The organism is Ornithinimicrobium ciconiae, from assembly GCF_007197575.1.
In the GTDB taxonomy this organism is placed as follows: domain Bacteria; phylum Actinomycetota; class Actinomycetes; order Actinomycetales; family Dermatophilaceae; genus Ornithinicoccus; species Ornithinicoccus ciconiae.
The window spans coordinates 990258-1016972 of record NZ_CP041616.1; the positions used below are offsets into that span (position 1 = coordinate 990258).

At 70.5% G+C, this 26715-nt stretch carries 22 protein-coding genes; 9 read left to right on the top strand and 13 right to left on the bottom strand.

From position 1 onward, the window contains the following. Positions 1-53: 53 nt before the first annotated feature. From FNH13_RS04500 to FNH13_RS04510, 3 genes are all read right to left on the bottom strand, one after another. On the bottom strand, positions 54-767 hold the full coding sequence (locus FNH13_RS04500; protein WP_143782369.1) for an HD domain-containing protein: 714 nt from the start codon (positions 765-767) through the stop codon (positions 54-56). A gap of 72 nt (positions 768-839) precedes the next feature. Next, a complete protein-coding gene (locus FNH13_RS04505) occupies positions 840-2972 on the bottom strand; it encodes a HelD family protein (protein ID WP_143782370.1) in 2133 nt (710 codons plus the stop codon). 84 nt (positions 2973-3056) lie between these two features. Further along, positions 3057-4196: a S1C family serine protease gene (locus FNH13_RS04510; protein WP_143782371.1), complete on the bottom strand. Its 1140-nt coding sequence runs from the start codon at positions 4194-4196 to the stop codon at positions 3057-3059. Between the two features lie 297 nt (positions 4197-4493). On the opposite strand from FNH13_RS04510, the gene FNH13_RS04515 reads away from it, so the two are divergent. The 4 genes from FNH13_RS04515 (at position 4494) to FNH13_RS04530 (ending at position 6920) form a co-directional block, all read left to right on the top strand. Next, positions 4494-4877 (top strand): YciI family protein, encoded by a 384-nt coding sequence (locus FNH13_RS04515; RefSeq protein ID WP_143782372.1) that lies wholly within the window; start codon positions 4494-4496, stop codon positions 4875-4877. Then, a complete protein-coding gene (locus FNH13_RS04520) occupies positions 4874-5227 on the top strand; it encodes a YciI family protein (protein ID WP_143782373.1) in 354 nt (117 codons plus the stop codon). Before FNH13_RS04515 ends, FNH13_RS04520 begins: the two co-directional genes overlap by 4 nt. Further along, positions 5224-5574, top strand: a complete 351-nt coding sequence (locus FNH13_RS04525; RefSeq protein ID WP_143782374.1) for a YciI family protein — start codon at positions 5224-5226, stop codon at positions 5572-5574. The genes FNH13_RS04520 and FNH13_RS04525 overlap by 4 nt, the downstream gene beginning before the upstream one ends. A gap of 89 nt (positions 5575-5663) precedes the next feature. Continuing rightward, entirely contained in the window at positions 5664-6920 is a 1257-nt protein-coding gene (locus tag FNH13_RS04530; protein WP_143782375.1) for an RNA polymerase sigma factor, read from the top strand. Positions 6921-6937: 17 nt separating this feature from the next. Here the strand turns inward: FNH13_RS04530 and FNH13_RS04535 are convergent, their stop codons facing one another. After that, a complete protein-coding gene (locus tag FNH13_RS04535) occupies positions 6938-8407 on the bottom strand; it encodes a sensor histidine kinase (RefSeq protein ID WP_143782376.1) in 1470 nt (489 codons plus the stop codon). Positions 8408-8412: 5 nt separating this feature from the next. Beyond that, complete coding sequence (locus FNH13_RS04540; protein ID WP_143782377.1) at positions 8413-9126, bottom strand: response regulator transcription factor; 714 nt, start codon at positions 9124-9126, stop codon at positions 8413-8415. A 106-nt stretch (positions 9127-9232) separates the two neighbouring features. Between FNH13_RS04540 and FNH13_RS04545 the strand changes: the two genes are divergently transcribed. Continuing rightward, positions 9233-9934, top strand: a complete 702-nt coding sequence (locus FNH13_RS04545) for a phosphatase PAP2 family protein (protein WP_143782378.1) — start codon at positions 9233-9235, stop codon at positions 9932-9934. Here FNH13_RS04545 and FNH13_RS04550 read toward each other — a convergent pair. After that, the gene (locus FNH13_RS04550; protein ID WP_143782379.1) at positions 9886-11544 is read right to left on the bottom strand and encodes a DNA repair helicase XPB; all 1659 of its coding nucleotides are present in this window, start codon (positions 11542-11544) and stop codon (positions 9886-9888) included. The genes FNH13_RS04545 and FNH13_RS04550 overlap by 49 nt on opposite strands. Before the next feature lie 7 nt (positions 11545-11551). Continuing rightward, entirely contained in the window at positions 11552-12001 is a 450-nt protein-coding gene (locus FNH13_RS04555; protein ID WP_143782380.1) for a hypothetical protein, read from the bottom strand. Positions 12002-12549: 548 nt separating this feature from the next. Between FNH13_RS04555 and FNH13_RS04560 the strand changes: the two genes are divergently transcribed. Further along, entirely contained in the window at positions 12550-13491 is a 942-nt protein-coding gene (locus FNH13_RS04560; protein WP_143782381.1) for a hydroxymethylglutaryl-CoA lyase, read from the top strand. A gap of 25 nt (positions 13492-13516) precedes the next feature. Here FNH13_RS04560 and FNH13_RS04565 read toward each other — a convergent pair whose 3' ends face one another. Next, positions 13517-13831 carry a hypothetical protein gene (locus tag FNH13_RS04565; RefSeq protein WP_143782382.1) on the bottom strand — a complete coding sequence of 105 codons (315 nt, stop codon included), beginning with the start codon at positions 13829-13831 and terminating at the stop codon, positions 13517-13519. A 320-nt stretch (positions 13832-14151) separates the two neighbouring features. On the opposite strand from FNH13_RS04565, the gene FNH13_RS04570 reads away from it, so the two are divergent. Together FNH13_RS04570 and menD are read left to right on the top strand one after the other, a co-directional pair. Continuing rightward, positions 14152-16128, top strand: coding sequence for a M13 family metallopeptidase (locus tag FNH13_RS04570; protein WP_143782383.1), 1977 nt, complete (start codon positions 14152-14154; stop codon positions 16126-16128). Between the two features lie 46 nt (positions 16129-16174). Next, positions 16175-17929, top strand: a complete 1755-nt coding sequence (menD, locus tag FNH13_RS04575; protein ID WP_143782384.1) for a 2-succinyl-5-enolpyruvyl-6-hydroxy-3-cyclohexene-1-carboxylic-acid synthase — start codon at positions 16175-16177, stop codon at positions 17927-17929. Here the strand turns inward: menD and FNH13_RS04580 are convergent, their stop codons facing one another. From FNH13_RS04580 to FNH13_RS04595, 4 genes are all read right to left on the bottom strand, one after another. Continuing rightward, on the bottom strand, positions 17930-19399 hold the full coding sequence (locus FNH13_RS04580; protein WP_143782385.1) for an APC family permease: 1470 nt from the start codon (positions 19397-19399) through the stop codon (positions 17930-17932). It abuts the gene before it with no gap. A gap of 120 nt (positions 19400-19519) precedes the next feature. Further along, positions 19520-21742 (bottom strand): helicase-associated domain-containing protein, encoded by a 2223-nt coding sequence (locus FNH13_RS04585; RefSeq protein ID WP_143782386.1) that lies wholly within the window; start codon positions 21740-21742, stop codon positions 19520-19522. Positions 21743-21820: 78 nt separating this feature from the next. After that, a complete protein-coding gene (locus FNH13_RS04590; protein ID WP_143782387.1) occupies positions 21821-23290 on the bottom strand; it encodes a DUF5129 domain-containing protein in 1470 nt (489 codons plus the stop codon). 167 nt (positions 23291-23457) lie between these two features. Then, complete coding sequence (locus tag FNH13_RS04595; protein WP_143782388.1) at positions 23458-24807, bottom strand: GNAT family N-acetyltransferase; 1350 nt, start codon at positions 24805-24807, stop codon at positions 23458-23460. A gap of 83 nt (positions 24808-24890) precedes the next feature. Between FNH13_RS04595 and FNH13_RS04600 the strand changes: the two genes are divergently transcribed. Then, positions 24891-26090 (top strand): MFS transporter, encoded by a 1200-nt coding sequence (locus tag FNH13_RS04600; RefSeq protein ID WP_143782389.1) that lies wholly within the window; start codon positions 24891-24893, stop codon positions 26088-26090. Here the strand turns inward: FNH13_RS04600 and FNH13_RS04605 are convergent. Then, positions 26087-26713, bottom strand: a complete 627-nt coding sequence (locus FNH13_RS04605) for a GNAT family N-acetyltransferase (RefSeq protein ID WP_143782390.1) — start codon at positions 26711-26713, stop codon at positions 26087-26089. The two genes, FNH13_RS04600 and FNH13_RS04605, sit on opposite strands and share 4 nt — an antisense overlap. Between the last annotated feature and the right edge of the window lie 2 nt (positions 26714-26715).

The window sequence follows — 26715 nt, forward strand, 5'->3', positions numbered from 1 at the left end:
CCTGAGGCCCGCCGCACACCAGCGGCGGGCCTCGTGGCGTCCCGGCCCACGGATCAGGCGCGCAACCGGGCGAGCTCGGTGGTGAGATTGCGGTGCGCCTGCGCCCGCCAGTGCCTGCGAGCGTGCCCCGTGCGGTAGATGTCCTCCCGCTGGAGGAACTGGGACAGGATCGCGGACCTTCCGTGCGTGAACAGGTCGTCCGGCACGTGGGCATACTCGGCCCGGACCTGGCGCGCATACTCCCGATAGCGGGCGACGGGGGCGGAGAGCACCCACAGGTCGGCGTCGTGCAGCACCTCGACCGTATGCCGTCTGCTCGCCAGCGCGGCTGGGCCAGCGCTCGCGTCGTGGTCGAGGGTCATCAGGACCAGTGCCTCGATGACGTCCACGCTGCCTCGTGCCACGCCGAGAGCGTTGAGGTGGTCGCGCGCGAGGGCGGCGCTCCGGTGCTCGTTGCTCCCCGACGCGGCCCGTGGGTCGTAGACGACATCATGATACCAGGCCGCGACCCTGGCTAGCCGGGCACCGACGGTGTCGACCTCCCCTGCAGCGGCGAGCCCCTCGATCGCCTGCAGGACCTCGACCAGGTGCTGCACCGTGTGGTAGCGGCGCTGCGGCTCGGACCAGCGGCTCAGCAGCAGCTCGACCTCGCCGGTGCGCAGGGACGCGGGCGCCTCTGGCGCCAGGACCTGCAGGTCACCGTGCCAGGAGGCGCTCAGGCTCGTGTCGCGGGAGCGCTCGGACTCAGGTGGCGGCAGGGAGGTCATCCCACCAGTCTGCCCCCGCGACCCGCCCCCCACCCGGACGCGGTGTGCCCACGAGGTGCTGGGGGCACCCGGTCAGTTCTCCCGCAGGGCTGCCGGAAGAGGATCGTCGTGCACCACGGTGAGGCCGGAGACGGCTCGGGTCAGCACGACATAGAGACGGCGCAGCCCGGTCCGCTCGTCCGGCTCGGCCGCCACGATCGCGGCCGGCTCCACCACGATGACCTGGTCGAACTCCAGACCCTTGGCCAGGGTCGCCGGGACCAGTTGCACACGGGCCTCGGAGACCTCCATCGCGTCCGTCTCGGCGTCCGTCCCAGCGTCCGTCCCAGGGCCCGGTGGTGGGCCGCCCACCGTGGCGTGCCGGATGCCAGCCTCCTGCAGGGCACCGGCGACCGACGTGAGGGAGGTGTCGCTGACGATGACCCCGACCGTGCCAGGAGCGCCCTCGAGTGATGAGCGGACCGCGGCCACCGTGGCCGGCAGCAGCCTGCCGTCGGCGGAGAGGAGGTCGAGGCGACCGGGGTTGGAGCGGACCGACTCCGGCAGCGCCAGTCCGGCGGCGATGTGGGGCAGGAGGCGGGCGGCATACTCGATGACCGCCGCGGGCACGCGAAAGCCGCGGGTGAGCTCCTCCACGTGTGCCCCGGCCTTGCCCAGGTGCTCCAACGACTCGGTCCAGGAGCGGGTGGCCCAGGGGGTGGTGCCCTGGGCCAGGTCGCCCAGCACCGTCAGCGACCCGGTGGACGCGCGACGTCCGACCGCCCGCAGTTGCATGGGGGAGAGGTCCTGCGCCTCGTCCACGATGAGGTGTCCGAGGCTGGTGGTGCGCTCCAGAATGTCACCGATCTCGTCGAGCAGGACCGTGTCGGCCGGTGTCCACCGCGCGGCTCCCCTGGTGCGGGGTGCCTTCTCCCACAGCAGGATCCGTTGTTCGTCCCCGGTGAGGAGGTCGTCGGCGGCCGCGGCCAGTGCCGCCGGGTCGGACCACAGGCCGAAGAGGACCGCGGGCGGGTCGAGGACCGGCCAGACGGTCTTGGCGAAGTCTCTGACCGGCTTGCTCCGGGCCACCGCATCCTGCACCCGGTCGTCCGGGGTGTCGCCGGAGCCCTCCATCCGCACCAGCACCGCGTGCGCGAGCCGGCGAGGGAGCATCTGGCGCGCCGCGTCATAGCGCACCCCCCGGGAGGTGAGCTCGTCGAGGATCTGCTGCACGTCATACTCCGGCACCCGCCAGCGGCGCGAGCCGCGGGGCACGACCAGAGGCTCGCTCGCAGGCTGCACCTGGGACCAGACGGCCCGGTGCAGCACCTGCGCGAGACGGGCGTCGCCCTTGAGGGTGGCGACCTCGGCCGGCTCCGTGCCATGCGAGCGACCGGTGAGTTCCTCCACGGTGGTGTGCCCCACCTCGATCTCACCCAAGGTCGGCAGGACCGCCCCCACGTGCTCGAGGAAGGCGCGGTTCGGCCCGATGACGAGCACGCCCGTGCGGGAGAGCCGGTCGCGGTAGGAGTAGAGCAGCCAGGCGGCGCGGTGCAGGCCCACCGCGGTCTTGCCGGTGCCCGGAGCCCCCTGCACGCAGATGGTGGTGCCCACGTCAGCGCGGACGATCTCGTCCTGCTCGGGCTGGATGGTGGCCACGATGTCGCGCATCGGACCGGAGCGGGGGCGCTCGATCTCAGCAGCCAGGATGCGGCTGTGGCGCTGTCCGCTGAGGTCCTCCGCCTGGGGATCGGAGAGGTGCTCGTCCTCGTATGCCGTGAGCTGGCCGCGGTCGACACCGAACCGGCGGCGCAGCCTGACTCCCATCGGCTCTCGCGGGGAGGCTCGGTAGAAGGGAGTGGAGACGTCGGCGCGCCAGTCGACCACGACCGGCTCGCCGTCGGCGTCAGAGATGTGACGTCGTCCGATGTAGTGCCGTTCGGTGCCGTGCTGCCTGCTGAGGGTGTCGATGCGTCCGAAGAAGAGGGTGCCGCCCGGGTCGTCCACGAGAGACTGGGCGCGGCGCCAGAGGGTGTGGGCCAGGTGCTCACCGGCGATCTTGTCGCCAGCCTGGGCCTGCAGGCCCAGGGTGTGCTCGCGCATGCGCGCCATCTCGGCGCGGGCGGAGATCAGGTAGTCCTGCTCGCGGGCCAGCTCGCTGTCGGACTGCTGGGGCGGGGCGGCGTGTGCCGCCGAGGGATCTGGAGGGTGGGAGTGCTCGGACATGGGTAGGCCACCTCGGATCGGGGAGGGGACGGGGAGAAGAGCGACCCTAACCGATCCGAGGTGGCCAGAACGAGGTGTGCCGACTCAGCTGTCGGCGCGGGCGTCGAGGGTCACGCTCACCTCGTGCTCCTCGCCGTCGCGCAGGTAGGTCAGCTGCACCTCGTCCCCGGCGGAACGCTGGCGCACCTGGGCGACCAGGGCGAGGGAGCCGTTGACACGCTCGCCGTCGATCTGCGTGATCGCGTCGCCCTCGGCGAGATCGGCACCCGCGGCGGGTGACCCGGGCTCCACCTGGGCGATGCCCGCCGCGTGCAGGGTCGCGCCGTCCTTCTCGGCGGTCGCGTCCGTGAGTCCCACGCCCAGGAAGGCGTGCTCGGCGGTCCCGTCCTCGATGAGCTGGCCCACGATCGAGGACACCTCGTTGACCGGGATCGCAAAGCCGATGCCGATGTTGCCGCTCTGCCCGCCCATGGCACCGCCCATCGTGGCGATCGAGGAGTTGATGCCGACCAGTGCGCCGGCGGCGTCGACCAGGGCTCCGCCAGAGTTGCCGGGGTTGATCGCGGCACTGGTCTGGATCGCGTTGGTGACGACCGGCTCAGCCTGCCGCACCGCACCGGGCTGGGCGCCACCCTCGCTGGCGGCCTCGGTGGTCACCGGCCGGTCCAGTGCACTGACGATGCCGGTGGTCACGGTGCCGCTGAGCCCCAGCGGGTTGCCGATCGCCATCACCGGGTCGCCCACGGCCAATCCTTCATCGTCACCGGTGGTGATCGGGTGCAGGTCCTCAGGAGGATCGGTCAGGGTCAGCACGGCCAGGTCGGTAGAGGGGTCGGACCCGGCGATCTCGGCGTCATAGGTGCGGCCGTCGGCCAGCGTCACCTGCACCTCCTGCGCTCCGGCCACCACGTGGGCGTTGGTCACGATGTGGCCGGAGGAGTCCCACACCACTCCCGAGCCGGCCCCACCACCGGTGCCGGAGGAGACGCTGATCGCCACCACGCTCGGCGTGACATTGGCGGCGACCCCACCCCAGTCGGTGGACGGGGAGAAGGACGCCGGGGCGGCCGAGCTGGTGGAGGGGCCGGAGGAGGACTGGACGACCACGGGCTGATCGTCCCGGGAGGCCTGCACCACGGCATACGTCCCGCCGGAGGCCAGAATCGCCGAGAGCAGGCCCACCGCCGTCACCTGGGTCCAGATGGTCGGGTTCGTCTTGCCCATGGTCCTGCTCCTTCGTGTCGTGCGTGGTGCCCGTGTGCGGGGATGAGACAAGACAACTACGCCGACATCTACGGAGGCTGTGACAGTCCTGCAGATTTCCTGTGAATGGCGGCCCCCCCTGCTCCCGAGCACGGGTGTCGTCAGTGCGAGAGGGAAGTATCCCGCGCACAGGGCCGAGAGCAGTGCCAGGTCTGAGGTGTTGTCGATTTACGGGTGTCTCGGCCGTCATGGGAGTGAGGTCGCGACCGCGGCCCGGGTCGGCGAGCGGCGCCGGCCCCGACGAGGAAGGATCGGGACATGACCGAATACATGGTGGTGATCGTCGGCGACGCCGACCGCTGGTGGTCGACGATGAGCCGGCAGGAGCGGGCGGACGGGTATGCCGAGTACACCCGTTTCGGCGAGGAGCTCACCCGACGGGGACACCGGATCACCGGCGGGGCAGAGTTGCACCCGACGACGGAGGCGCGGACCGTCCAGCCCGGTGGGCAGGTCGTGACCGAGGGACCGTTCGCGGAGACCGCCGAGCACGTGGGCGGTTTTTATCTGGTCGAGACCGACGACCTGGACGACCTGACCGAGTGCGCCAAGATCATCGCGGCGCTGGGTGATGGGGTCGAGATCCGCCGCACCGTGGCGCCCGAGGAGCGGGCGGCCTCGGCGCAGGAGAGTGCGTCATGAGGGTCGCACTCTTCTTGATGTCCGAGGGTGAGATGCCGCCCTGGGGGGAGCAGACCTCCGAGCAGCAGGCCGCGGCGATGCAGCAGCACGACGACTTCGGCGCAGCGTGCGCGGTCCGCGAGGGTGTGCGCATCCTCACCGGGGAGGCCCTGGATGGTGTGCCCACTGTCGTGCGGACCCGCGGAGGCAAGCGCAGCGTGACGGAGGGACCGTATGCCGAGGCCATCGAGCAGTTGGGCGGGCTGTATGTCATCGAGACGCCTGATCTGGACACGCTCCTGGAGCTGACCGAGCTCCTGCCACCGTATGACCTGCAGATCAGCCCGATCGGGGAGGCGGAGGCGCCATGAAGTTCGTGGTCCTGCTGATGGCAGACGGTGCCGAGAAGTCCTGGGACGAGCAGACTCCGGAGGAGCAGGGAGTCCTCATGGAGAAGTTCGGTGCCTTCGGCCAGGCGTGCGCCGCCCGCGAGGGCGTGACCATCCTGGCCGGCGAGGCGCTGCAGGATGGAGACGGCGCCTCGACCGTGCGCACCCGCGAGGGGAGGCTCACGATGACGGACGGGCCCTATGCCGAGGCCGTGGAGGGACTCGGCGGTTTCTATCTCATCGAGGTGCCGGACCGCGAGGTGCTCGTCGAGCTGCTCGCGGTGCTTCCGGCCTACGACATGCAGATCAATCCCGTCCAGGAGATGTGAGCGGTGCAGCGCTATCTGATCCTCATCGCCTATGAGCCGACGGACTGGAGCAGCATCACCGACGAGGTCCGCCCCGCCATCACCATCACGTGAGCAGCGAGGCACTCGAGCGCGTGGTGCGCGAGGAGTGGGGCGCTCTGATCGCCCTGCTCCTCGCGCGCTATCGCCGCCTGGACTTGGTTGAGGACGCTCTCGGCGACGCGGTGGAGACTGCGGCCCGACGCTGGCCCGCCGACGGTGTCCCGGACAACCCGGCGGGGTGGCTGCACAGGGTCGCCAGCCGACGGGTGCTGGACCGGCTGCGGGCCGAGGCGATGCACCAGCGCCGCGCGCCCCTGCTGGTGACCGAGGCCGAACGGGGCCAGGAGAGGGCGAGCACGATGGTCGACACCGGAGACCTCCTCGAGGACGACGTGCTGCGCCTGGTCCTGATGTGCACCCACCCGGCGCTCGGCCCCGAGGGAGCCAGCGCCCTGGCGCTCCGGCTGGTCCTGGGGGTGAGCACCCATGACGTCGCGCGCCTGTTTCTCGTGCCGGAGCCGACCATGGCGGCTCGGATCACCCGGGCCAAGAAGAAGATCGTCGCGGATGCCATCCCGTTCACGGTGCCGGGGCCGGCAGCGCTCCCGGACCGGCTGGACTCTGTCGCCCAGACCGCTTACCTCGCCTTCACGGCCGGGTATGCCCCGGGCAGCGGACCGGACCTGCTGCGCGCTGAGCTGGCGGGGGAGAGCGTCCGGTTGGTGCGCGTGGTGCTCGCCCTGCGCCCCGCCGAGCCGGTGCTGGTCGCGCTCCTGGCCCTGCTGCTGTTGCAGCACTCGCGGCGGGACGCGCGGGTCGGCCCCGATGGCACGCTCGTCCTGCTCGCCGACCAGGACAGGTCCCGTTGGCACGCCGAGGAGATCACAGAGGGCCTGAAGCTGCTCCGCTCCCTGGGACCCGCCCGTGTGCTGAGCCCACAGGCTGCGGCCTATGTCGTGCAGGCCCGGATCGCGGCCGAGCATGCCACTGCGGCCACTGCCCAGGAGACGCGCTGGGACCGTATCGTCGAGCACTACGACACCCTCCTGCAGATCGCCCCTTCACCCGCTGCTCAGCTGGCACGGGCTGTAGCGGTGGCCGAGGCGCTGGGCCCGCAGGCCGGTCTGACTGCTCTCGAGGAAATCCGTATGCCGGGCAGTCACCGCCCCGCCTCGGTGCGGGCCGCGCTGCTGGTCCGGTCGGGTCGGCTCGTCGAGGCCAGGGACGCCTTCGAGGAGGCCATCGGCCTGTGCCGCAACGAGACCGAGCTCACCCACCTGCGCGACCAGGTGGCTGCCCTCTCGTCCCACGATGAGGGCGGGTGACCCAGCGCTCGCCAGAGTCAGTCGGTCGCCGGACGCGCTCGACGCGGCAGCTCGACGCGGAAGGTCGCTCCGCCCCCGGGGGTGGGGCGGTGGCTGACCGTTCCCCCGTGACGGACGACGATGGAGCCGACGATCGACAGGCCCAGGCCGGTGCCTCCGCCGCGCCCCGGACCGCGGGAGCGGGAGGGGTCGGCGCGGTAGAACCGCTCGAAGACCCGGGCCGCAGCCTCGGGCGGGATGCCCGGGCCGTGGTCGGTGACGTCGATGACCGCCCGGTCCGCGATCTGACCGACCAGGACCTCGACGGAACTGTCTGCCGGGGTGTGGGAGACCGCGTTGGCCACCAGGTTGGTCAGCACCTGGCGCAGTGCAAAGTCGTCGCCGGGCACCACCACCGGGCCGTTGGCCGGGCCGAGACGTCGCAACGAGATGGTCCGCTCCGGCGCCCGGACGCGGGCGTCCTGCACCACGTCGTTGGCGACCACGGTCAGGTCAACGTCGTCGATCGGGCGGTGCGGGGTGGTGTCCAGACGGGTCAGCAGCAGCAGGTCCTCGACGAGCCGTGCCATGCGGGAGGACTCGTCCTCAATGCGTCGCATGGCACCCGCAACATCCTCTGGTTGGGTCACGCCGCCGACGCGATAGAGCTCGGCATAGCCCTTGACCGTGGCCAGCGGCGTCCGCAGCTCGTGGGAGGCGTCGGCGACGAACTGGCGCATGCGGGCCTCGGAGGCTTCGCGCACGGCGAAGGACTGCTCGATCTGGGTGAGCATCGCGTTCAACGAGTCGGACAGCGAGGCCACCTCGTCGTTGGCCCTGCGCTCGGGGATGCGGCGAGTGAGGTCGCCGGCGGCGATGGTGGCCGCGGTGTCCTCGATGCGGGTGAGCGGCCGGAAGGCGCGGCGCACGGCGAACCAGCTGATCAGGGCCACTGCCAGGAGGGTGGACAGTCCGACGACGGTGGTCAGTGCCAGCAGCTTCTGGACCGTGTTGGTGACCGGTGACAGTGGTAGGGCGACGGCCACCGTCCCCTCTCCCTGCTGGCTGGAGTAGCCGGCCAGCAGGACCCGCCACTGGGTGTCACCGTCCTGGGAGTCGACCGTGAAGGGCTCCTCACCGATCCGGGGGTCATCGACCGGGATCTCACCGATGTCGGGGATCTGCTCGTTGCCGAAGGCACGGTTGGCATAGGCCACACCGGAGGGGCTGGTGATCCGCAGGTAGTAGGGGTTCGGCACGACGACGTCGGTGGGCTGCTGGCCACCGAGCCGGGAGTAGGCCTGCTTGGCAAGCGGCTCGATGTAGGCCTTCAGGTCGGCGTCGGTCCGGTCCGTCAGGTAGTCCCGCAGCAGGGTGGCGGTCAAGGCGGTGGTGATGACGTATGCCGTGAGCACCAGCATGACGACGACGGTCACCAGCCGTGCCGTCAGGGACAGGTTGTGCAGCGCCGTCACGGCGGACCGGCGGGAGGTCCCGAGCCAGCCCACGACGGTCAGGAGCCTTGGGGGCCGCGTGGCTCACGCAGGACGTAGCCGACGCCGCGCTTGGTGTGGATCAGTGGCTCGCCTTCGGTGTCGATCTTGCGCCGCAGGTAGGAGATGTAGGACTCCACGATGCCCATCTCGCCGCGGAAGTCGTAGTCCCACACGTGGTCCAGGATCTGCGCCTTGGACAGCACCCGGTTGACGTTGAGCATGAGATAGCGCAGCAGTTTGAACTCGGTGGGGGAGACGTCGATGACCCGCCCGGCACGGATGACCTCGTGGCGGTCCTCGTCGAGCTCCAGATCGGCCACCCGCAAGGTGGTGTCCTCGTCCTCGGGCTCGGCGTTCTGGGTGCGTCGCAGCACCGCCCGGATCCGGGCGACGACCTCCTCGAGGCTGAAGGGTTTGGTGACGTAGTCGTCGCCGCCGACGGTCAGGCCCTTGACCTTGTCATCCAGGCTGTCGCGGGCGGTGAGAAAGAGGACCGGCAGGTCTCGGCCATGGTCGCGCAGCCTGCGGGTCACCGTGAACCCGTCCATGTCCGGGAGCATGACGTCCATCACCGCCAGGTCGAAGTCGTGCTCCTCAGCCAGGTGCATCGCCGTGTTGCCGTCGGGGGCGGAGTAGACCTCAAACCCGGCGAACTTCAGGCTCGTGGTGAGCAGTTCGCGGATGTTGGTCTCGTCCTCGACGACAAGCAGAGTGGCCTCGGGTGTGCTCATAGGCACCAGTGTGTGACCAAAGCCTGGGAGATTCCTGACAGAGTGCTGGGACTGTCGTTCTCGCGGAGGAGTCAGGGTGGCGGCTTCGGCATACGATGCAGCCCTGATGGATCGCCTGCCGAAGCTGACCTCTCTGCCTGTTCTGGGAGTCGCCTTCGTGCTGGTCACCGTGCTGGCGGCCACGGGGCCGTTGCGTGGGCTGGACCATCAGCTGCAGGCCTACTGGTCGCGACGCTACACACCCAACTGGCACGACTTCCTGGACGCCTTCCCCAACGCTGTCGCTGGCCAGGCCGTGTGCCTGCCGGTGCTGGCAGCCGTCGCGATCTGGCTGGCGGTGCGGCACCGGACCTGGCACCCGATCGTGATCGCGGGGGCCGCGGAGGTGGCCTTCTATGCCGGGATCGGGGGACTGAAGCTGGTCCTCGCGCGGTCCTCACCGGCCGTGGGTGACGGAGAGTTCTTCTCCGGTGGCTTCCTCGAGCACGGCTGGTATGGCATGGCCTACCCCTCGGGGCACGCCTCCGAGGCGGTGCTCATCTATGGCGCCGCGGCCTATCTCCTGCGCACCTACGCCCATCCCGACACCCGGAGCCGGACCCGGACCTTCTGGGTCGTGACGCTGATCGCGACCGGCTCGATCGCGGTGGCTTTCTATCTGGGGTTCCACTGGCCGACCGACCTGCTGGGCGGTCTGTTGGCTGGTGGTTTCCTCCTGCGTCTGGTCGTCGAGACGGACCGGGCGCTGACCCAGCGCCGTCAGACCGGGTCGAGCATCCCCAGGTCCTCGGCGTCGACGATCCGATAGGCATAACCCTGCTCGGCCAGGAAACGCTGGCGGTGGGCAGCGAACTCCGCGTCCACGGTGTCCCGGGAGACGATCGTGTAGAAGTGCGCGGTCCGGCCGTCGCCCTTGGGACGCAGCACCCGACCGAGGCGCTGGGCCTCTTCTTGACGCGAGCCGAAGGTGCCGGAGACCTGGATCGCGACGGAGGCCTCTGGCAGGTCGATCGAGAAGTTCGCGACCTTGCTGACCACGAGGAGGCTGATCTCACCGGTGCGGAAGGCAGCAAACAGTTTTTGCCGCTCGGTCACCGTCGTCTCGCCGGTGATCAGCGGTGCATCGAGCCGCTCTGACAACTGCGCGAGCTGGTCGAGGTACTGGCCGATCACCAGGGTCTGCTGCCCCCGGTGCTTGTCCACGAGCTCCTCTACGACCCGGTCCTTGGCGGGCGCGCACGAGGCGAACCGGTAGCGCTCGTCCGGCTCGGCGGTGGCGTAGGCCATGCGCATCGAGTCCGACAGGGTGACCCGCACCTCGACACAGTCGGCCGGAGCGATATAACCCTGCGCCTCGATGTCCTTCCAGGGAGCGTCATAGCGCTTGGGACCGATCAGCGTGAAGACCTCCGACTCCCGGCCGTCCTCGCGCACCAGCGTCGCCGTCAGCCCGAGTCGGCGACGCGCCTGCAGGTCGGCCGTCATCCGGAAGATCGGGGCCGGGAGCAGGTGCACCTCGTCATAGACGATGAGTCCCCAGTCGCGGGCGTCCAGGAGGTCGAGGTGCTTGTAGACCCCGCCCCGCCTGGTGGTGAGCACCTGGTAGGTCGCGATGGTGACCGGTCGGATCTCCTTGCGGGCCCCGCTGTACTCGCCGATCTCGTCCTCTGTGAGGGAGGTGCGGGCCAGGAGCTCAGCGCGCCACTGGCGGGCCGAGACCGTGTTGGTCACCAGGATCAACGTCGTGGTGCCGGACCTGGCCATCGCGCCGGCGCCGACGAGGGTCTTGCCCGCGCCACAGGGCAGCACGACGACCCCGGAGCCGCCGTCCCAGAAGCCGTCGACAGCCTGCTGCTGGTAGGGCCGCAGCGACCAGTCTTCCTGGAACAGGTCAATCGGGTGCTTCTCGCCGTCGACATAGCCCGCCAGGTCCTCGGCCGGCCAGCCGACCTTGATCAGCTCCTGCTTGAGGTGGCCGCGCTCGGAGGAGTGCACGACGACGGTGTCCGGGTCGAGTCGCTCCCCGATCAGCGGCGTGATCTTCTTGTGCCGCAGGATCTCCTCCAGCACCGCGCGGTCGGTGGTGCGCAGCAGCAACCGACCGGGATCGGTGGAGTCGTCCTTCTCCAGGGTGAGCCGGCCATAGCGGTCCATCGTCTCGGCGATGTCGAGCAACAGCGCGTTGGGCACCGGATAGCGGCTGTGGGTGACCAGGGCGTCGACGACCTGCTCGGCGTCGTGCCCAGCGGCCCGGGCGTTCCACAGCCCCAGGGGGGTGATGCGATAGGTGTGCACGTGCTCGGGGGCGCGCTCGAGCTCGGCGAAGGGCGCGACGGCACGTCGCGCTTCGGCAGAGTCCGGGTGGTCGATCTCCAGGAGCAGGGTCTTGTCGGACTGGACAATCAGTGGGCCATTCATCGTGGGGTCAACGGTAGAACGCCCCGACCGCATTCCCGGGAGTGCGCGTCTCCGTCTCGGGAGGCCGCACGATCAACACCCCCGTGCGGAGCAGGTAGTCGACAATCATGCCGAGCGCGAGGATGCAGCCCACCATCTCCAAGGACTCCTCGAGGGCCTCCCACACGGGGAAGGCTGCCCGGGCCGGGTGGTCGAGGGCAAGCGTGCGGGTCGCGAGTCCGGTCACTGCCTCGACAGCGATCGCCCCGGCCGCGTACACCAGGCCCGCGACGAGCAGGCCACGGCGAACCGGCCGCTCCAGAGCCTGGAACAGGTAGAGGAGGACGACCCCGCCAAGCCCGGCGATGATGGTGCCCGGGATCACCCACTCGTGGGTGACCATGTCGCCTCGGGTCATCCCCAGAAGGTCGGGAAGTTGCTCGTGGATCTGCACCTTTTCGTCAATGCTCAGGAGCATGACCAACACCGCCAATGTTCCCCAGGCCAACCTGGTGCGTGGTTCCGCGGACGCAATTGCGGCGAGGGCGGCCAGAGCAGCGACGAGGCCCAGCAACATAATGTTGTACCAGGTTGCGACCGAGCTCTCGGAATTCATATCGAGCCAGCGTCCGACTGCTATTGGCATCCTGTCGAACCACGCGCTGAAGCCGTGCAGGAGTAGGTGCAACACAACCAGTGTGACGACACCGCCTGCTAGCCACCCCATCAACCGCTTTGTCCGCATGGCTGGGATAGTACCCATCGCCCCAGAAACCGCAGCAGAGTGTGAGACGTTTTCGGTTCTGTTCTGGGGGAGTATGATTTAGCGTCGTCAATTGTGTGCAGTCTTTGTCGCGTGAGTCGAAGATTTCCGGAAGTGTGTAGTCCGGCTTAACGCGGCTGTGTCTTCTGGCGCTTGTGGCGGCCAGATCGCCGGCGGTGAGTCGTCCGTCCGGGAGGTTGAGGTCTCAGGCGCCCGCACGACTGTCTCCCGTGTCTGCGGCCAGCTCCTGAGAGGATGGTGCCATGACGACCAGGACGTTGCCGATGACCGAGCCGGCCACCGGACTGCCAGACCGGATCACGATCTACGAGGTCGGCCCGCGCGATGGGCTGCAGAACGAGAAGTCCGTCGTGCCCGTTGAGGTCAAGGCCGAGTTCGTCCGGCGCCTCGTGGACGCCGGCCTGCAGACAATCGAGCTGACCTCCTTCGTCCCGGCCGCGTGGGTGCCGCAGCTCGGTGACGCCGAGGAGCTCCTGGACCTGCTGGGACCGGTCGCGGCGGGGCAGGCGCGCCCCGTGCTGGTCCCCAACGAGCGCGGCCTGGACCGCGCCCTGGACAAGGGCGTCAAGGCCATCGCGGTCTTCGGCAGTGCCACCGAGACGTTCGCCCGCAAGAATCTCAACAGGTCCGTGGCCGAGTCGCTGGCGATGTTTGAGCCGGTCGTGCGTGGGGCGCTGGATGCTGGCGCCTGGGTGCGCGGCTACGTCTCGATGTGTTTCGGTGACCCCTGGGAGGGTCCGGTCCCGGTCGAGCAGGTCGTCGACGTGTGCGCGCGCCTGATGGACCTGGGCTGCGACCAGCTCTCGATCGGGGACACGATCGGGGTGGGCACCCCTGGACATGTGAGCCGGTTGCTGGAAGCGCTGGAGGGCGCGGGCATCGGCGCGGACCAGGTCGGGGTGCACTTCCACGACACCTACGGGCAGGCGCTGTCCAACACGATGACGGCGCTCGCGCACGGCGTGCGGGTGGTCGATGCCAGCACGGGCGGTCTGGGCGGGTGCCCCTACGCCAAGTCAGCCACTGGCAACCTGGCCACCGAGGACCTGGTCTGGGCCCTCGACGGACTGGGCATCGAGCACGGTGCAGATCTCGATGCGCTCGTGGAGACCAGCGTGTGGATGGCGCAGCAACTCGGGCGTCCCTCACCCTCGCGCGTGGTCAAGGCACTCGCCGGCGCCTGACCGCGTGCGGTGCCTGTCAGCTCCCTCAGGACTCGGGGTCGAGCCTGATGTCGCAGGAGGTGGAGTCCACGTCAAAGGCCAGGTCGTCGCCGGAGCCGCCGTCACTGATGCCCTCCACGTCCTCGTTGTCGAGCCGGTCGAGGTCACCCTCGACGTCCCGGAACTGGCCACCGGTCTCGATGACCAAGCCCTCGTCAGCGTCGTCAAATCCGGGGATGGACGTGGTGAGGTCCACCGGCTCCTCGGTGGTGGCCGTCGCGTCGCCATCCGCCGTGGTCTTGGTGTCGCCGCCCTTTTCATCCTTGGTGTTGGAGTTGAACAAGCCGCCAGCAATACTCACGCGATCGCCTCTCCCTCGGTGGTGCCGGTCACGGCCGGCGTGTGTCTTGACCGTAGTCGTCCGGACGTCCTGCGGCCAGTGCGACCAGACCTGTTTCCCCGCCTGCGCCCTCCGAGCTCGTGTGCCGCGGGGTCGACGAGGACCGCGTGCACACACCTTCCGCATCAGCCGGGACGGTCACCTCGAGCCGCACGATCCGCCCGGCCAGCGGATCACCGGTCGGCCCGAGGCAGGGCACGGGCTGAGCAAGGCCAGAGTTCGGGGCGCGGCCCGGAACGCTTACGGTGGTCCCAGTCACCGATCCGAAGGAGCCCTCGCCCATGAAGTCCGGAGTCCGCCGGGAGTTTATGAACCCCGATGTTCGCGTGCAGGACGACCTCTTCGAGCACGTCAACGGTGGTTGGCTGGCCAGCACCGAGATCCCACAGGACAAGGGCCGCTACGGCGCGTTCGACATCCTGCGGGAGAACGCTGAGGCCGACGTCCGGGAACTGATCGAGGAGAGCGCGGCGGCCGCCGCCGATGCGGCGCCGGGCAGCGCCGAGCGTCAGGTCGGTGACCTGTATGCCTCGTTCATGGATGTCGATCGGATCGCCGAGCTGGGGACCGCCCCCCTCGTGGAGGACCTGCGCGCGGTCGCCGCTGTGCAGGAGCCCTCCGACCTGGTGCGGGAGTCCGCACGGCTGCAGCGCGGGGGCGTGGACTCGCTGGTCTACCTGTTCGTGACCGCAGACGCCGGCAACCCCGAGGAGTACATCGCCTATCTGCACCAGGGTGGTATCGGGCTGCCCGACGAGGCCTACTACACCGACGAGGAGCACTCCGAGGCGCGCACTGCCTACGTCGCCTACCTCGAGACACTGCTGACGCTCGCCGCGCCCGCGCTCACTGAGGCCGGTCTGGACCTGGGCGACGGGGCGGCCCAGCGGGTCTTCGACCTGGAGACCCGCATCGCCGCCGGGCACTGGGACCGGGTGGCCGCACGTGACGCGGTGAAGTCCTACACCCGCTGGTCGCAGGCCGAACTCACCGAGGCCACGCCCGGTTTCGACTGGGTCGCCTTCGCCGAGGGGCTGAGCCTGCCCGAGGGCGCGCTGGACCACGTCATCGCGCGCCAGCCCGACTTCCTCGCCGCCGCCGCTCAGGCACTGAGCGAGGTGGCGGTGGCCGACTGGCGTGCCTGGCTCGCAGTCCGACTGCTGGACAGCAGTGCCCGCTACCTCACCGACGACTTCGTCGAGGCCGCCTTCGACTTCCACGGCCGCACGCTGACCGGCACCCCGCAGAACCGGGACCGCTGGCGCCGGGGGGTCGCCCTGGTCGAGGAGCTGATCGGTGAGGAGGTCGGCAAGCTCTATGTCGAGCGGCACTATCCCCCGGAGGCGGGACAGCGCATGGGCGAGCTGGTCGAGCACCTGCTCGCCGCCTTCCGCGACCGCATCTCGACGCTGGAGTGGATGGGGGAGGAGACCCGCCACAAGGCGCTGGAGAAGCTGGCCGCCTTCCGCCCCAAGATCGGGCACCCCACCCGCTGGCGGGACTACTCGGCATACGCGGTCCAGGCCGGTGACCTGCTGGGCAATGTGCGACGGGGCAACGCTGCGGACACCGACTACCAGACGGCGCGGATCGGTGGTCCGATCGACCGCGAGGAGTGGCAGATGACGCCGCAGACGGTCAACGCCTACTACCACCCGATGCTCAACGAGATCGTCTTCCCGGCAGCGATCCTGCAGCCGCCCTTCTTCGACGTCGAGGCCGACGACGCGGTCAACTACGGCGGCATCGGCGCAGTGATCGCGCACGAGGTCGGGCACGGCTTTGACGACCAGGGCTCGCGCTATGCCGGGGACGGCTCGCTGACCGACTGGTGGACCGAGGCGGACCGAGCCGCCTTCGACACCCGTGCCCAACAGCTCATCGCCCAGTTCGACCAGCTGGAGTCCCGCAGCGCCCCCGGGGCAAAGGTCAACGGTGGCCTCACGGTCGGCGAGAACATCGGGGACCTGTGCGGTCTGGCGGTGTCGCTGGAGGCCTACCGCCTGGCGACCGGCGGCGACGCTCCCGAGATCGACGGGTGGACCGGCGACCAGCGGTTCTTCCTCGGCTATGCGCAGATCTGGCAGGGCAAGGCACGTCCGGAGGAGGCGAAGCGGCTGCTCGCGATCGACCCGCACGCCCCCTCGGACCTGCGGGCCAACCTGCCGCGCAACACCGATGCCTTCCACGAGGCCTTCGGGGTGCAGGAGGGCGACGGGATGTGGCTCGCGCCGCAGGACCGGGTCCGGATCTTCTGATCCGCGCCATGGCTGCCTCGACCGCGGCACCGGCACGGAGCGCCCGGTGAACCCCTCGACCGCTCTGGCCACCGTGCTGGTCGACGAGCTCGTGCGGTGCGGGGTGCGCGAGGTCGTCCTGGCCCCGGGCTCCCGCTCCGCGCCGCTGGCGTATGCCGTGCTGGCAGCCGAGCGCGCCGGTCGCCTGCGTCTGCACGTCCGGGTCGACGAGCGGTCTGCCGGCTTCCTGGCCCTGGGGCTGGCCAAGGTCAGCCGGCGTCCGGCCGTGGTGATCACGACCTCGGGGACGGCCGTGGCCAACCTGCACCCGGCGGTGCTGGAGGCACACCACGGGCAGGTGCCGCTGATCGTGCTCAGCGCCGACCGGCCGGATGAGCTGCGCGGCACCGGCGCCAACCAGACGACGGTGCAGCCGGGGATCTTCGCCGGCTCCGTCCGGTGGCAGCACGACCTCACCCATTCTTGGGGAGGTTTTGCACGTTCCTCGCGCAATTTCGGGCAGGTTTCGTCCACCCCGCACCCGGCCTGGCGCACGATCGCAGACCGTGCCTGGGCAGCCGCGACCGGTGCCCTCGGTGGCGAACCGGGACCGGTACACCTCAACGTGGCCTTCCGGGACCCGCTGGCACCTGAGCTGCCGGCTCCCAGCGAGCTCCCACCGGAGCTGGCTGGGCGCTCCGACGGGTCCGCGTGGACGGCCGTGCCGGGGCGTGAAGAGGGTGCAGCCGGTCCTGAGGGGATCACCGCCGAGCCAGGTCCTGCGACCCTGATGGTCCTCGGCGACCTGCCCGACCCCGTGCTGGCCGAGCAGGCGCTCGCCGTCGCGGTCGAGCAGGGGTGGCCGGTCGTGGCCGAGCCGTTCGGCGCCGGTGACCGCAGCACGGTGCTGCCGCACGGGTCACTGCTGCTGACGGCCACCGACTGGCTCGACAGCCACGCGCCGCAGCGGGTGCTCGTCGTCGGGCGGTTCACCCTCAACCGGGAGACCGGTGCCCTGCTGCGCCGCACCGGGACCCAGGTCGAGGCGGTCACCCCGACTGGCACCTGGTCCGATCCCTCGCACGTCGTGGACCGGGTCCACTGCTGGTCGGCGCTGACGCAGCGGTCGCTCGCCGGTCAGGACACCGAGTGGGCCCGCCTCTGGCAGCGTGCCGGTGAGGCGGTGACGACAGTGGCCCTGCCCCTCCTCACCGACTCCTGGCCCTCGGGTCCCGCGGTGGCCCGGACGCTGCTCGAGTCCGTGCTCGACGACGACATCGTCGTGCTCGGCTCGTCCAACGCGGCCCGCGACATTGATCGGGCCGGGCTGACCGGCCGCTTCCTGCTGGTGACCGGCAACCGTGGGCTGGCCGGCATCGACGGCACCACGGCCACCGCCGTCGGGGTCGCCCTGGCCTCCCCACAGCGGAGTGTCACAGCCCTGATGGGTGACCTGACCTTCCTGCACGACGTCAACGGCCTGCTCATCGGCCCTGACGAGCCGCGTCCGGACCTGACCATCGTGGTCGTCAACGACGACGGCGGCGGGATCTTCACCACGCTGGAGTATGGCGAACCAGACCGGGCCGCGGACTTCGGCCGGGTCTTCGCCACCCCGACCGGGGCCGACCTGGCAGCGCTCGCGTCGGCATACGGCGTGGGATGCCAGCGGGTCGAGACCCCAGGTGCCCTCCGCCAGGCACTGTCCCGCCGCGGCACCGGGATCCGGGTGCTGGAGGTGCCGGTGCCGCGGGACGGACACCGGGCCCTGCGCGCAGCGCTCACCCGGGCCGCGGCCGAAGCGTTGGCCGAGCTGGGCTGATCAGTCGGCGGTGACCCGGTGCTCACCGAGCACCAGGTGGTCCATCTCCTCGTCGGACAGCTCCTGCTGGCTGGAGCGGTGCATCAGGTAGAAGACCACGCCCAGCGCGATCCAGACACCTAGCGCGATGAGCGACGGGGTGCCCAGCTGAGCCGGGGAGCCGGGAGTCATCAGCAGCAGGAAGAAGCCGACTCCGGTGATCGTGCCGAGGCCGCTCATCACCTTCTTCAAGCTCGATCGCACACCCTCAGGGTCCCCTGGGCGGGCGGGTGAGTCGGACCAACGGAACATCCGGAAGGCCGCACAACAGGTGTAGGTGTAGGCGATGGTCACCCCGACCGAGCTCATGTCGACCACCCAGACCAGCGCCTCGCGCCCGAACCACGGGGCGATGAGGCACAGGGCGGTGACAAACCAGATCGCCAGGGCAGGGGTGCCGGTCGTCGTGTGGAGCCGGGCGAAGGCCGGCGGGATGGTGTGCGCCCGGCCCATCGCGAACAGCAGCCGGCTCGCGGACACGAAGAAGCCGTTGAGGCCGGTGAACACCCCCATGCACAGCCCGATGGCCAGGACCAGCAGACCGACATTGCCAAATAGTGAGGACGCGGCATCCGCGGTGCCCCAGGCAGTCTCGCCGGCGACCAGCTCGGGCCACGGGAAGGCGATGGCGGTGGTCAGCACCATCGCGACATAGATGCCGGCCGCCACCACGATCGCCATGATGATCAGACCGAAGGCCTTGCTCGGTGGGAAGTCGAACTCCTCGGCGGCCTGCGGGACGTTGTCGAAGCCGACATAGGCCCACGGGGCGATCGCGACGATCGCCAGGATCGCGGGGACGGCGCCGGTGCCGGACGGGAAGGCGGGGCTGAGGTTGGACAGCGGGGTGTCCGGGTGCAGCAGGGCACCGATCAGCAGGAAGCCGACCGCCGCGAGCATGACGATGCAGAAGATGAACTGCATCCGGCCGGACAGCGTGGCACCTCTGACGTTGAGCACTGCGAAGAGCAGCAGCGCCAGGCTGGCCACGACGACCTCCCCGAGGTAGACCTGCCAGCCCGCCACCTCCCACAACGGCACCCACTCCACCACCCAGGGCACCATCCGGCGGAAGATCAGCGCGAAGGCGGAGGCGTTGAGGGCCACGATCGACATGTAGCCCAGCGTCAGGAACCACCCGCAGATGTAGGCGTTGAGCCGCCCGAACGCGGTGTAGGCATAGGCGTACTCACCCCCGGAGACGGGGAAGGTGCGGATCAGGAAGCCATAGCTCACCGCGATCAGGCACATCAGCGCCCCGCCGATCAGCAGCCCGATGATGGTGCCGAGGGGGCCGGCGGTGGCCAGCCAGTCGGTGGGCAGCACGAAGGCCCCCCACCCGATGGCTGAGCCGAGGGCGATGGCCCAGACCCACTGCGGTTTCAAGGTGCGTTGGAGCTCGGTGCGGTCCGTTGCGGATGGTGTGCTCACGCTCGTCTTCCGTCCGGTGGGTGGAGCCTGGTTGACCGTATGCCGTCAGGAGCCCTGGCGCACGCCAGCCACACGCTGTTGGACCAGATTGATGCCGTCCCCGAGGACCGTGGAAGGGCGTCAGTCGGCGGCGGCGACGCCGGAGATCCGGTGCAGCAGGAAGGTGCGGGGTGCGTCCTGGTCGGCGACGGTGCCCCGCACCCGCCCCTGCTCGACGGCGGTGGGACGCAGCAGCAGACGCTGGATGCCACCCACCTCGTCGGCATAGCCGATCCAGACCGGGAGCCGCTCGGCCGCCGCCTCACGCAGCAGCGCCGAGGTGACCACGGGGTCGGTGGCTGCGGGCAGGCCGTTGCCGCCGCGGGGGCGGGTGGACTCGGCACCGACCATCACCTCGACGATGCGTCTGGCGGTCTCCGCATCCACCGTGCTCACCCGGGTGGGAGTGGTCGACCGTCGCGGAGCCCGGTGGTCCTGCAGGGACACCAGCGTCATCCCACCGTCCGTGCCTTCGGCGACGGGGCCGTACTGCCCCTCCCGCAGCACGTCGAGCACGGTCGTGGCCGGCACCGGGCTGACCAGCACCGTCGGGGCGATCCGGCGCAACTGCAGCAGGGCGACGCCGCGGTCGGCGAGCACCCGGTCGAGCAGGGCGGCGTCATCGGAGCGCACATAGGACCCGACCGACCCGACCCGGGCCACACCGTGCCGGCGGGCCACATCGCGGACCAGGTACTCCAACGGCTGAGGCACTCCGGTCCGGCTGATCGAGGACACCTCGCTCAGGACTCGGTCTGCTGACCAGCCCAGGTCCAGCGCGCGTCGGATGCCGGCCTCGGTGATGCGGTGCACGGTGGCGCCCCCGCGCGACTCCACCTCGCCTAGCAGGCGCATCACCGAGCGGGCCGGACCGTCCAGCCGGCCGGGGGCGACGGCCGTCAGGTCGGCCTGGACCAGGACGTGCTCGACAGCCTCGGGGATGTGGGCGTCCATCTGCTGACCGGCGGCCGCCGGGTCCCCGGTGAGTATGCCGTGGGCGGCCGTGGACAGGGCGCCGCGCCCGGTGAGGCCGGCCCAGTCGGCCTCGCGCAGCACGACTTGGACGCCAGGGTCGGCAGAGCGGGTCATCCGGATCGGGTGGCGCCACCGCAGCAGGTCGCCGAGGAAGTCGGCGGCCGGTGCCGTGCCTGGCGGCAGGGAGGCGAGGGCAGCGAGCACGTCCTGACGGCGCTGGCGGCCAAAGGGCCAGGAGGTCTGGGTGCTCAGGGCGTTGACCTTGCCGCTGCCGTCGGCGGAGCCCACGAGGGAGGGGGCTGCCACCATCCGGTGCCAGGCGTTGGCGAGAACCGCCCACCGCTGCCCGGCGGGCAGCTCGGCCCAGTCGTCGGCGTCGCCCGTCGGCATCCAGGCGGGGTCCGGGGAGGTGTCGGCGCCCAGCAGCCCGGCGGCGTGCAGCACCTCCACCAGCCAGGCCGCCTCAGCGGTGGTCGTCTCCAGCAGGGTGGCGACCCGGGCCAGGTCGCGCACCGCGAGGCCGCCGGTCCGCAGGACCCGTGCCGGTCGGGTGCCCCACTCGTCCAGGAGCTCGCCGGCCTGCTCCAGCAACTGTGCTGCCCGTCCGCCCGCCGTGGCGTCGACGAGGTCGGTGTCGAGGGCGGGGTCGTCCGGCACCGGTGGTTCGAGCTCTGGCTGCCGGTGCACCTGCCCCTCGCGCAGGTGCAGGGCCACCTGCCGGGGGAGCAGCACATGACTCTCGTCCGTGGGGTGCAGCAGGTGTCGCTGGAGGAGCTGCTCGCCAGCCTCGCGCATGGCGTGGTCGCCGCTGCCGCCGGCGGGCAGCACCCCGACCGGGGGTCCCCAGGTCAGGGCGTCCAGGATGGCGCGGGCCCGGGGGCCGAGCCCCTGGAGCGCCTGGGTGAGCGGCTCGCCGGTCGGTGCGTCCTCACTGTCGGGCCCCAGGCCGGCCGGGGCGCCGATCACCTCCTGCACGGTGCGGGCAGCGCGGTATCCCTCGGGGCTGCGCCAGCACAGGGCGAGGTCGCACAGCTGGTCGATGAGCTCGGTGACCCGCGGGGACCGTCGGGCCTCGCCCAGTGCTGCCGCGATGTCACCGAGCTGGGCAGCGCCCAGGACGCACACCACCTCGAGGGTCTGGAGCAGCGCCAGGTCGAGTCCGTCGAGGGCTCGCTGCACGCTGGAGCGGGTCGTTGCGCGGGCGGCCAGTGTAGTCAGGTCAGCCGGGGTCGGGCGCGCGAGGTCGGGTCGCGCCACGAGCAGCGCGGCGAGCTCCTCGGGGGAGCGTCCGCGCAGGTCGTCAGCGAGGCTCCGGGCACGGGTGGACACCTGACTACGGTAGCCGCCACCGACCGCCGGACCGACTCCATCGCGGACCGACGCCATCGTGTGCTGACCGCATGCCGGTCAGAAGCGTGACGAGCTGCCCGCGCCGCTGAAGCTGCCCCCGCTGCTGTAGCCGGAGGTGGAGCCGCTGGAGGACGAGGAACGGGACGCCTGGACCTGCTGGGTGCCGGTCGTGTAGCCGGAGTGGAACGAGTCGATGGTGATCCAGGTCCACATGTGGTCCGTGGTGCTCAGGATCGTGGGCTCGGACCGGACCCGCTCCCGGCGCAGCGCGTCCTGCATCGTCTCCTGCTCGGACTCGTCATCGCTGTAGGCACGGGCCACCGCGCCAGCCAACGTGTCCAGGTGCCCGCTCAACGTGTCACGCATCGTGCGCACGGCGTCCAGCGCATCGTCCGGTGTGGTCGCTCCGGTGTCCAGGTCCCCGCGCAGCTGATCCAGGTCCACGAGGGACTGGGAGGCGAACTCGCGCAGCGGCTGGGCGACGTCGAGGCCCCGCACCTCCTCGTCGAGGGTGGCGGACAGGAGGGGGTCCACGCCGTGGAGGTCCTGGCGCAGGGAGGCGATCTGACGCTCCCAGGCCTGCGGCCAGGCTCGGTCCAGGTTGAGTAGGGCGGCGGTGTCCGCGATGACGTCGTCGAGCGTGTCCAGCTCCTCCCCAGCGTGCTGATATCTCGTCAGCGTCGACAGGGAGTCGCTGCTGTCATAACTGGTCTCCGGGATCGAGCGGGCCTGGTTGCCCAGCTCGGTCAGCTCCCGGAAGGCGGCCGTGTAGTCCGCATAACGTTCAAGCATGGCCCCGCCGTAGCGGGACTGCTCAGGGATCAGATTGGCGTGCACCTGCGTCTCGTCATAGTCGCGGACCACGTTGGCCATCGCCCTATCACCGGCAGCACGGGCGGCCCTGCTCTTGTTGCGCCGCCTCGTCCCCGCAAAGAGGTAGCCGCCAGCTCCCGTCAGCGTGGCCAGCGACACCGCGCCACCCACGAACATGCCCCCGCCCGAGCGCGCGAAAGGCCGGTTCATCTGCCCGGCGGCGGCCTCGACGCCAGCGATCGAACCCTCGGTCCAGTGCCCCCTGCGAAAGTCGTCCTTCATGGCCTCCTGAATGTCGTCCTGGGCGTCCTGCGAGACCTTGCGGTTCTCCCCAAAATAGGTGCCGACCAGCCGTCCCTCAGGGTCCACCCCGAGGATGAAGAGGTCGTCGGCCCACTTCTGCTCGTTGTCGCTGAGCCAGTCGGGCCGGGTCGTCTTGGCATGCTCCAGCGCCGCGTCGTTCAGTGCGTAGTCGTCTATGAGCGCCTCGGACCCACCGCGGTGGGTGAAGACCGCCACGTCGGTCGGTTCGTAAAAACTCATTTCGTCGACCGCAGCCTCCAGGTCCGGGGCATAGAGGATCCCGGCGGTGTCCTCGATCTGGAGCGCGGTGGCGCCGTGTTCGGGAGCCTGGCTGAGGAACAGCCCCAGACTGGTCCCGACGACGCCTAACGTCGCGGCGCCTCCGATGATGGCACGCTGGCGGATCGACATACGGCAATTCCTCCCTGGCACCGACCCCCTGCCGGATGCCTGACTCCGGGCGCACGGGCGACCGGAGGCTCACAATCTATCGACGCTGGCCGTCCGGGTGTGGTTCCGCTGCCCACAGGGTGTCGGGTCCGGGACGACCGCCCTGGCCTGCTCGGCGACGCTGACCCTCAGAAGCCGATGGCCGCGACGGGCTCGACGTCGGCGCGCATCGCCCGGGACAGCTCGGCGGCGGCGCCGGGTCGCAGCTCGGTCACCGTGCCTGCCGCAGCCTGGCCTGCGATGGGACGCGAGCCGAGGTAGGCCGCCCCGAGCGCGGCGACCGGTAGGCGCACGTCGGGCGCATCGTCCGTGGGCAGACAGCGACCGACACCGTCGGCGCCGGCCGTGAGTCGCCAGCGGCGCTGGTTCCAGGGGCACACGGGATCGAGGACGTCGAGGACCAGATCGACGGCTGTGCTGTAGCCACGAGCAGTCATCGCCTTGTCGACGTCGACCAGCCGCACCCACAGCGAGTCCCCGGCACGCAACCCTGCCGAGCGGGGACCACCAGCCCACCAGAGCAGTGGGTCATCGATTCCCCGTCCGTCGAGGGTGACCGTGCCGGTGAGGTCGAAGTCGACGACGCGACGGGCCAGGGCCAGCAGGGCGGCGGTGTCCGTGGCTCCCATCTCGCGCACCGTCACCTCGCCACCGGGCACCCCGTGCTCCCACTTGGGGGACCGTCGGAACAGGGCGTAGCCGCAGACGTCCTCGCCACGCGTGGCAAACAGGACCTGCATCGGCTCCTTGCTGCCGCGCGCCACGGGGAAGTCACGGAACCACACCGCAGCCATCGCATCCGTCCGGGTGACGGCGCCGAGGGTGTGCTCGGCAGCGCGCAGGTGGGCTCGCTGGATCACCTTCATCGCCTCGGGGGTGCCGGCCGGGACGATGTGCGTGGTGACCTGGTCAGCAGCGCTCGCCAGTGCGGCGCCCGCGTCCAGGCTGGCCCCTCGTCCGAGGGTGAGTGTGACGTCCAGGGAGGCTGCCCCGTAGCCGAATCGTCCGTAGATCCCGACCTCTGCTGCCTGCAACCCGGCGACGGCCTCGCCCTCGTCGTGGGCGGTGTGCAGGTGTGCGGTCATCATCTGGCGCAGGACGCCGCGACGGCGCTGGTCAGGGTGGACACCGACCCAGGTGAGGCCATTCATCGGGAGCCGGACCAGCGATCCGTGGGGGCCCGGGGCGGTGACCGCCATCGCCCACGAGGCATACATCCCGGCCAATGGGGCGGGGGTGCCGGCAGAGGCACCCACGCGTGGTGTCGGCGTGACGAGCTCGGCGCCTCGAGTGCGCTCAAAGTCCAGCTCGGCCAGGGCCTCCTCCGTGCTGACCCCGGGCGCCACCTCAAACCAGACGAGGTGCTCCAGGGCCATGATGCGCTCGGCATCGCCAGGGCCCAGGTCGACCAGCCTCGTGGCAGGTGCCGGAGGCGGGTCGACAGCGGGTGTGGTCGTCGCGGGACTCTCGTGATTCACTCAGCCAGTCTCCCGCGCGAGTGCCGTGGGGACCAGTGGTTTTCACAGAACGCGAGCCCTCGTGCGGGGCCGAAGGAGGACGGGTGCAGGAGACTCACCAGGCGCACGCTACGGCAGGACGTCAGGGCTCACCCCTGGCCGTCGCGCTGGTCTTCGCCGCCTCCGGTTTCGTGATGGCCCAGACGCTCTCCCGGGTGCCCGCGCTGCGCGACAGCGTCGGGGCGTCCGAGGCCGAGCTCGGGCTCGCCCTGGTCGGGGGTGGCGTGGGCTCGCTCCTGGCGATGCCGCACACGGCCCGTCTGGTCGACCGGTTCGGCAACCGCAGCGTCACGGCCGTGGCGCTCGTCCTGGGCAGCCTCGGCTGGGGGAGCGTCGGCTTCGCCCCGAACGTGTGGGCGCTGGCCGGGCTCCTCGTGCTGGCCGGAGCCCCCGTGGGCATCTGGGATGTGTCGATGAACATCCAGGGCACCCGGGTCGAGCAGCTGCACCAGCGGACCCTGATGCCCTATCTGCACGCCGCCTTCTCTGCTGGCGCGGTCCTCGGGGCCAGCCTGGGGGCGTGGGCGGCGTGGCAGGGCGTGGGGTTGGTGCAGGTGGCCGCCGGCGCGATCGCCGGCCTGCTGGCGGGGTTGGCCGCGGTGCGCCGCTTCATCCCGGCCGACCCGCCCGAGGCCGTGACGCCGCAGGAAAGCACCGACGACCACCGGACCGGCAGCCGTGGCATCACCCGTGCCGAGTTGCTCATCGGGCTCGTCTGCCTGGCTGCCGCCCTCGCCGAGGGAGCGGCCAACGACTGGCTGGCTCTGCTGCTCGTCGACGTGCACGAGGCACCAGCGGGGTTCGGCGGTCTGGCGTTCATGGCCTTCAACGTCACGATGCTGATCGGTCGGCTGGTCGGTGGCGCGGCCACGACGCGCTGGGGTCGGGCCAACCTCGCTCGAGGCGGTGGCGTCCTGGCGGGGAGCGGGATCCTGCTGATCACCCTGGTGCCCTCGTTGGAGGTGGCGCTGGTGGCCTCACTGCTGTGGGGCCTGGGGATCTCGACGGTCTTCCCGGCAGCGATCTCCGCCGCCGGCGAGGTCCCGGGCCGTGGCAACCAGGCGATCGGTGTGGTCAGCACGATCGCCTACGGCGCGTTCCTGTTCGGGGCCCCCACCATCGGGCTGCTCGCCGGACTCTTCGGCCTGGACCGAGCGCTGTGGCTGGTCGTCGGCTTCCTCGCGGTGATGGTGCTCCTCGCAGGCAATCTCGGCGAGCGACGCTCCCGGGCGACCCGGCGCTAGCTCAGGTCGATCCAGTAGCGGCGGGTCAGCGTCCCGTCCTCCTGCACCCGGGTGTCCTCCAGGACGCCGGCGCAGTGCTCGATGGTGCCGATCGACCCCGGATTGTCCGCGTCGCAGGTGACCAGGGAGCGCTCGATGCCGAGCCGCCGCACCACGTCGAGTCCCTGGCGCAGCATCTCGGTGGCATAACCGAGGCGACGGTATCCCGGGCGCACCCCGTAGCCGATGTGCCCACCCACCTCGAGCAGTGCGGGGGTCAGCTGGTGCCGGATGTGAACTCGCCCCACGATCTGCCCGTCGACGAGGGCGAAGAGCATGGTCGCCGGGACGCGGCCCGGGGCCAGATCGGTGCCGGTCCGGTCCTTCTCGACCTTGTCGAGGTAGCGCTCCCAGGTCTGCTCGGCTGACGCCTCGGGAAAGTCCCAGAGGGCGAAGTTGAAGTCGTCCTCGGCGAGTTCGGACTGGGCAGCCAGCACCTGGTCCCGGTCCTCGTGGCGGGGCTCACGCAGGGTCAGCCGGCCGGCCGCCCCCCGACCGGTCGTCCCCCGACCGGTCGCCTCCCGACCGGTCGTCCCTCTTTTCCCGCGCGAGGCGTGCCGCGTCTCCCTGTCATGCGGGGGCATGG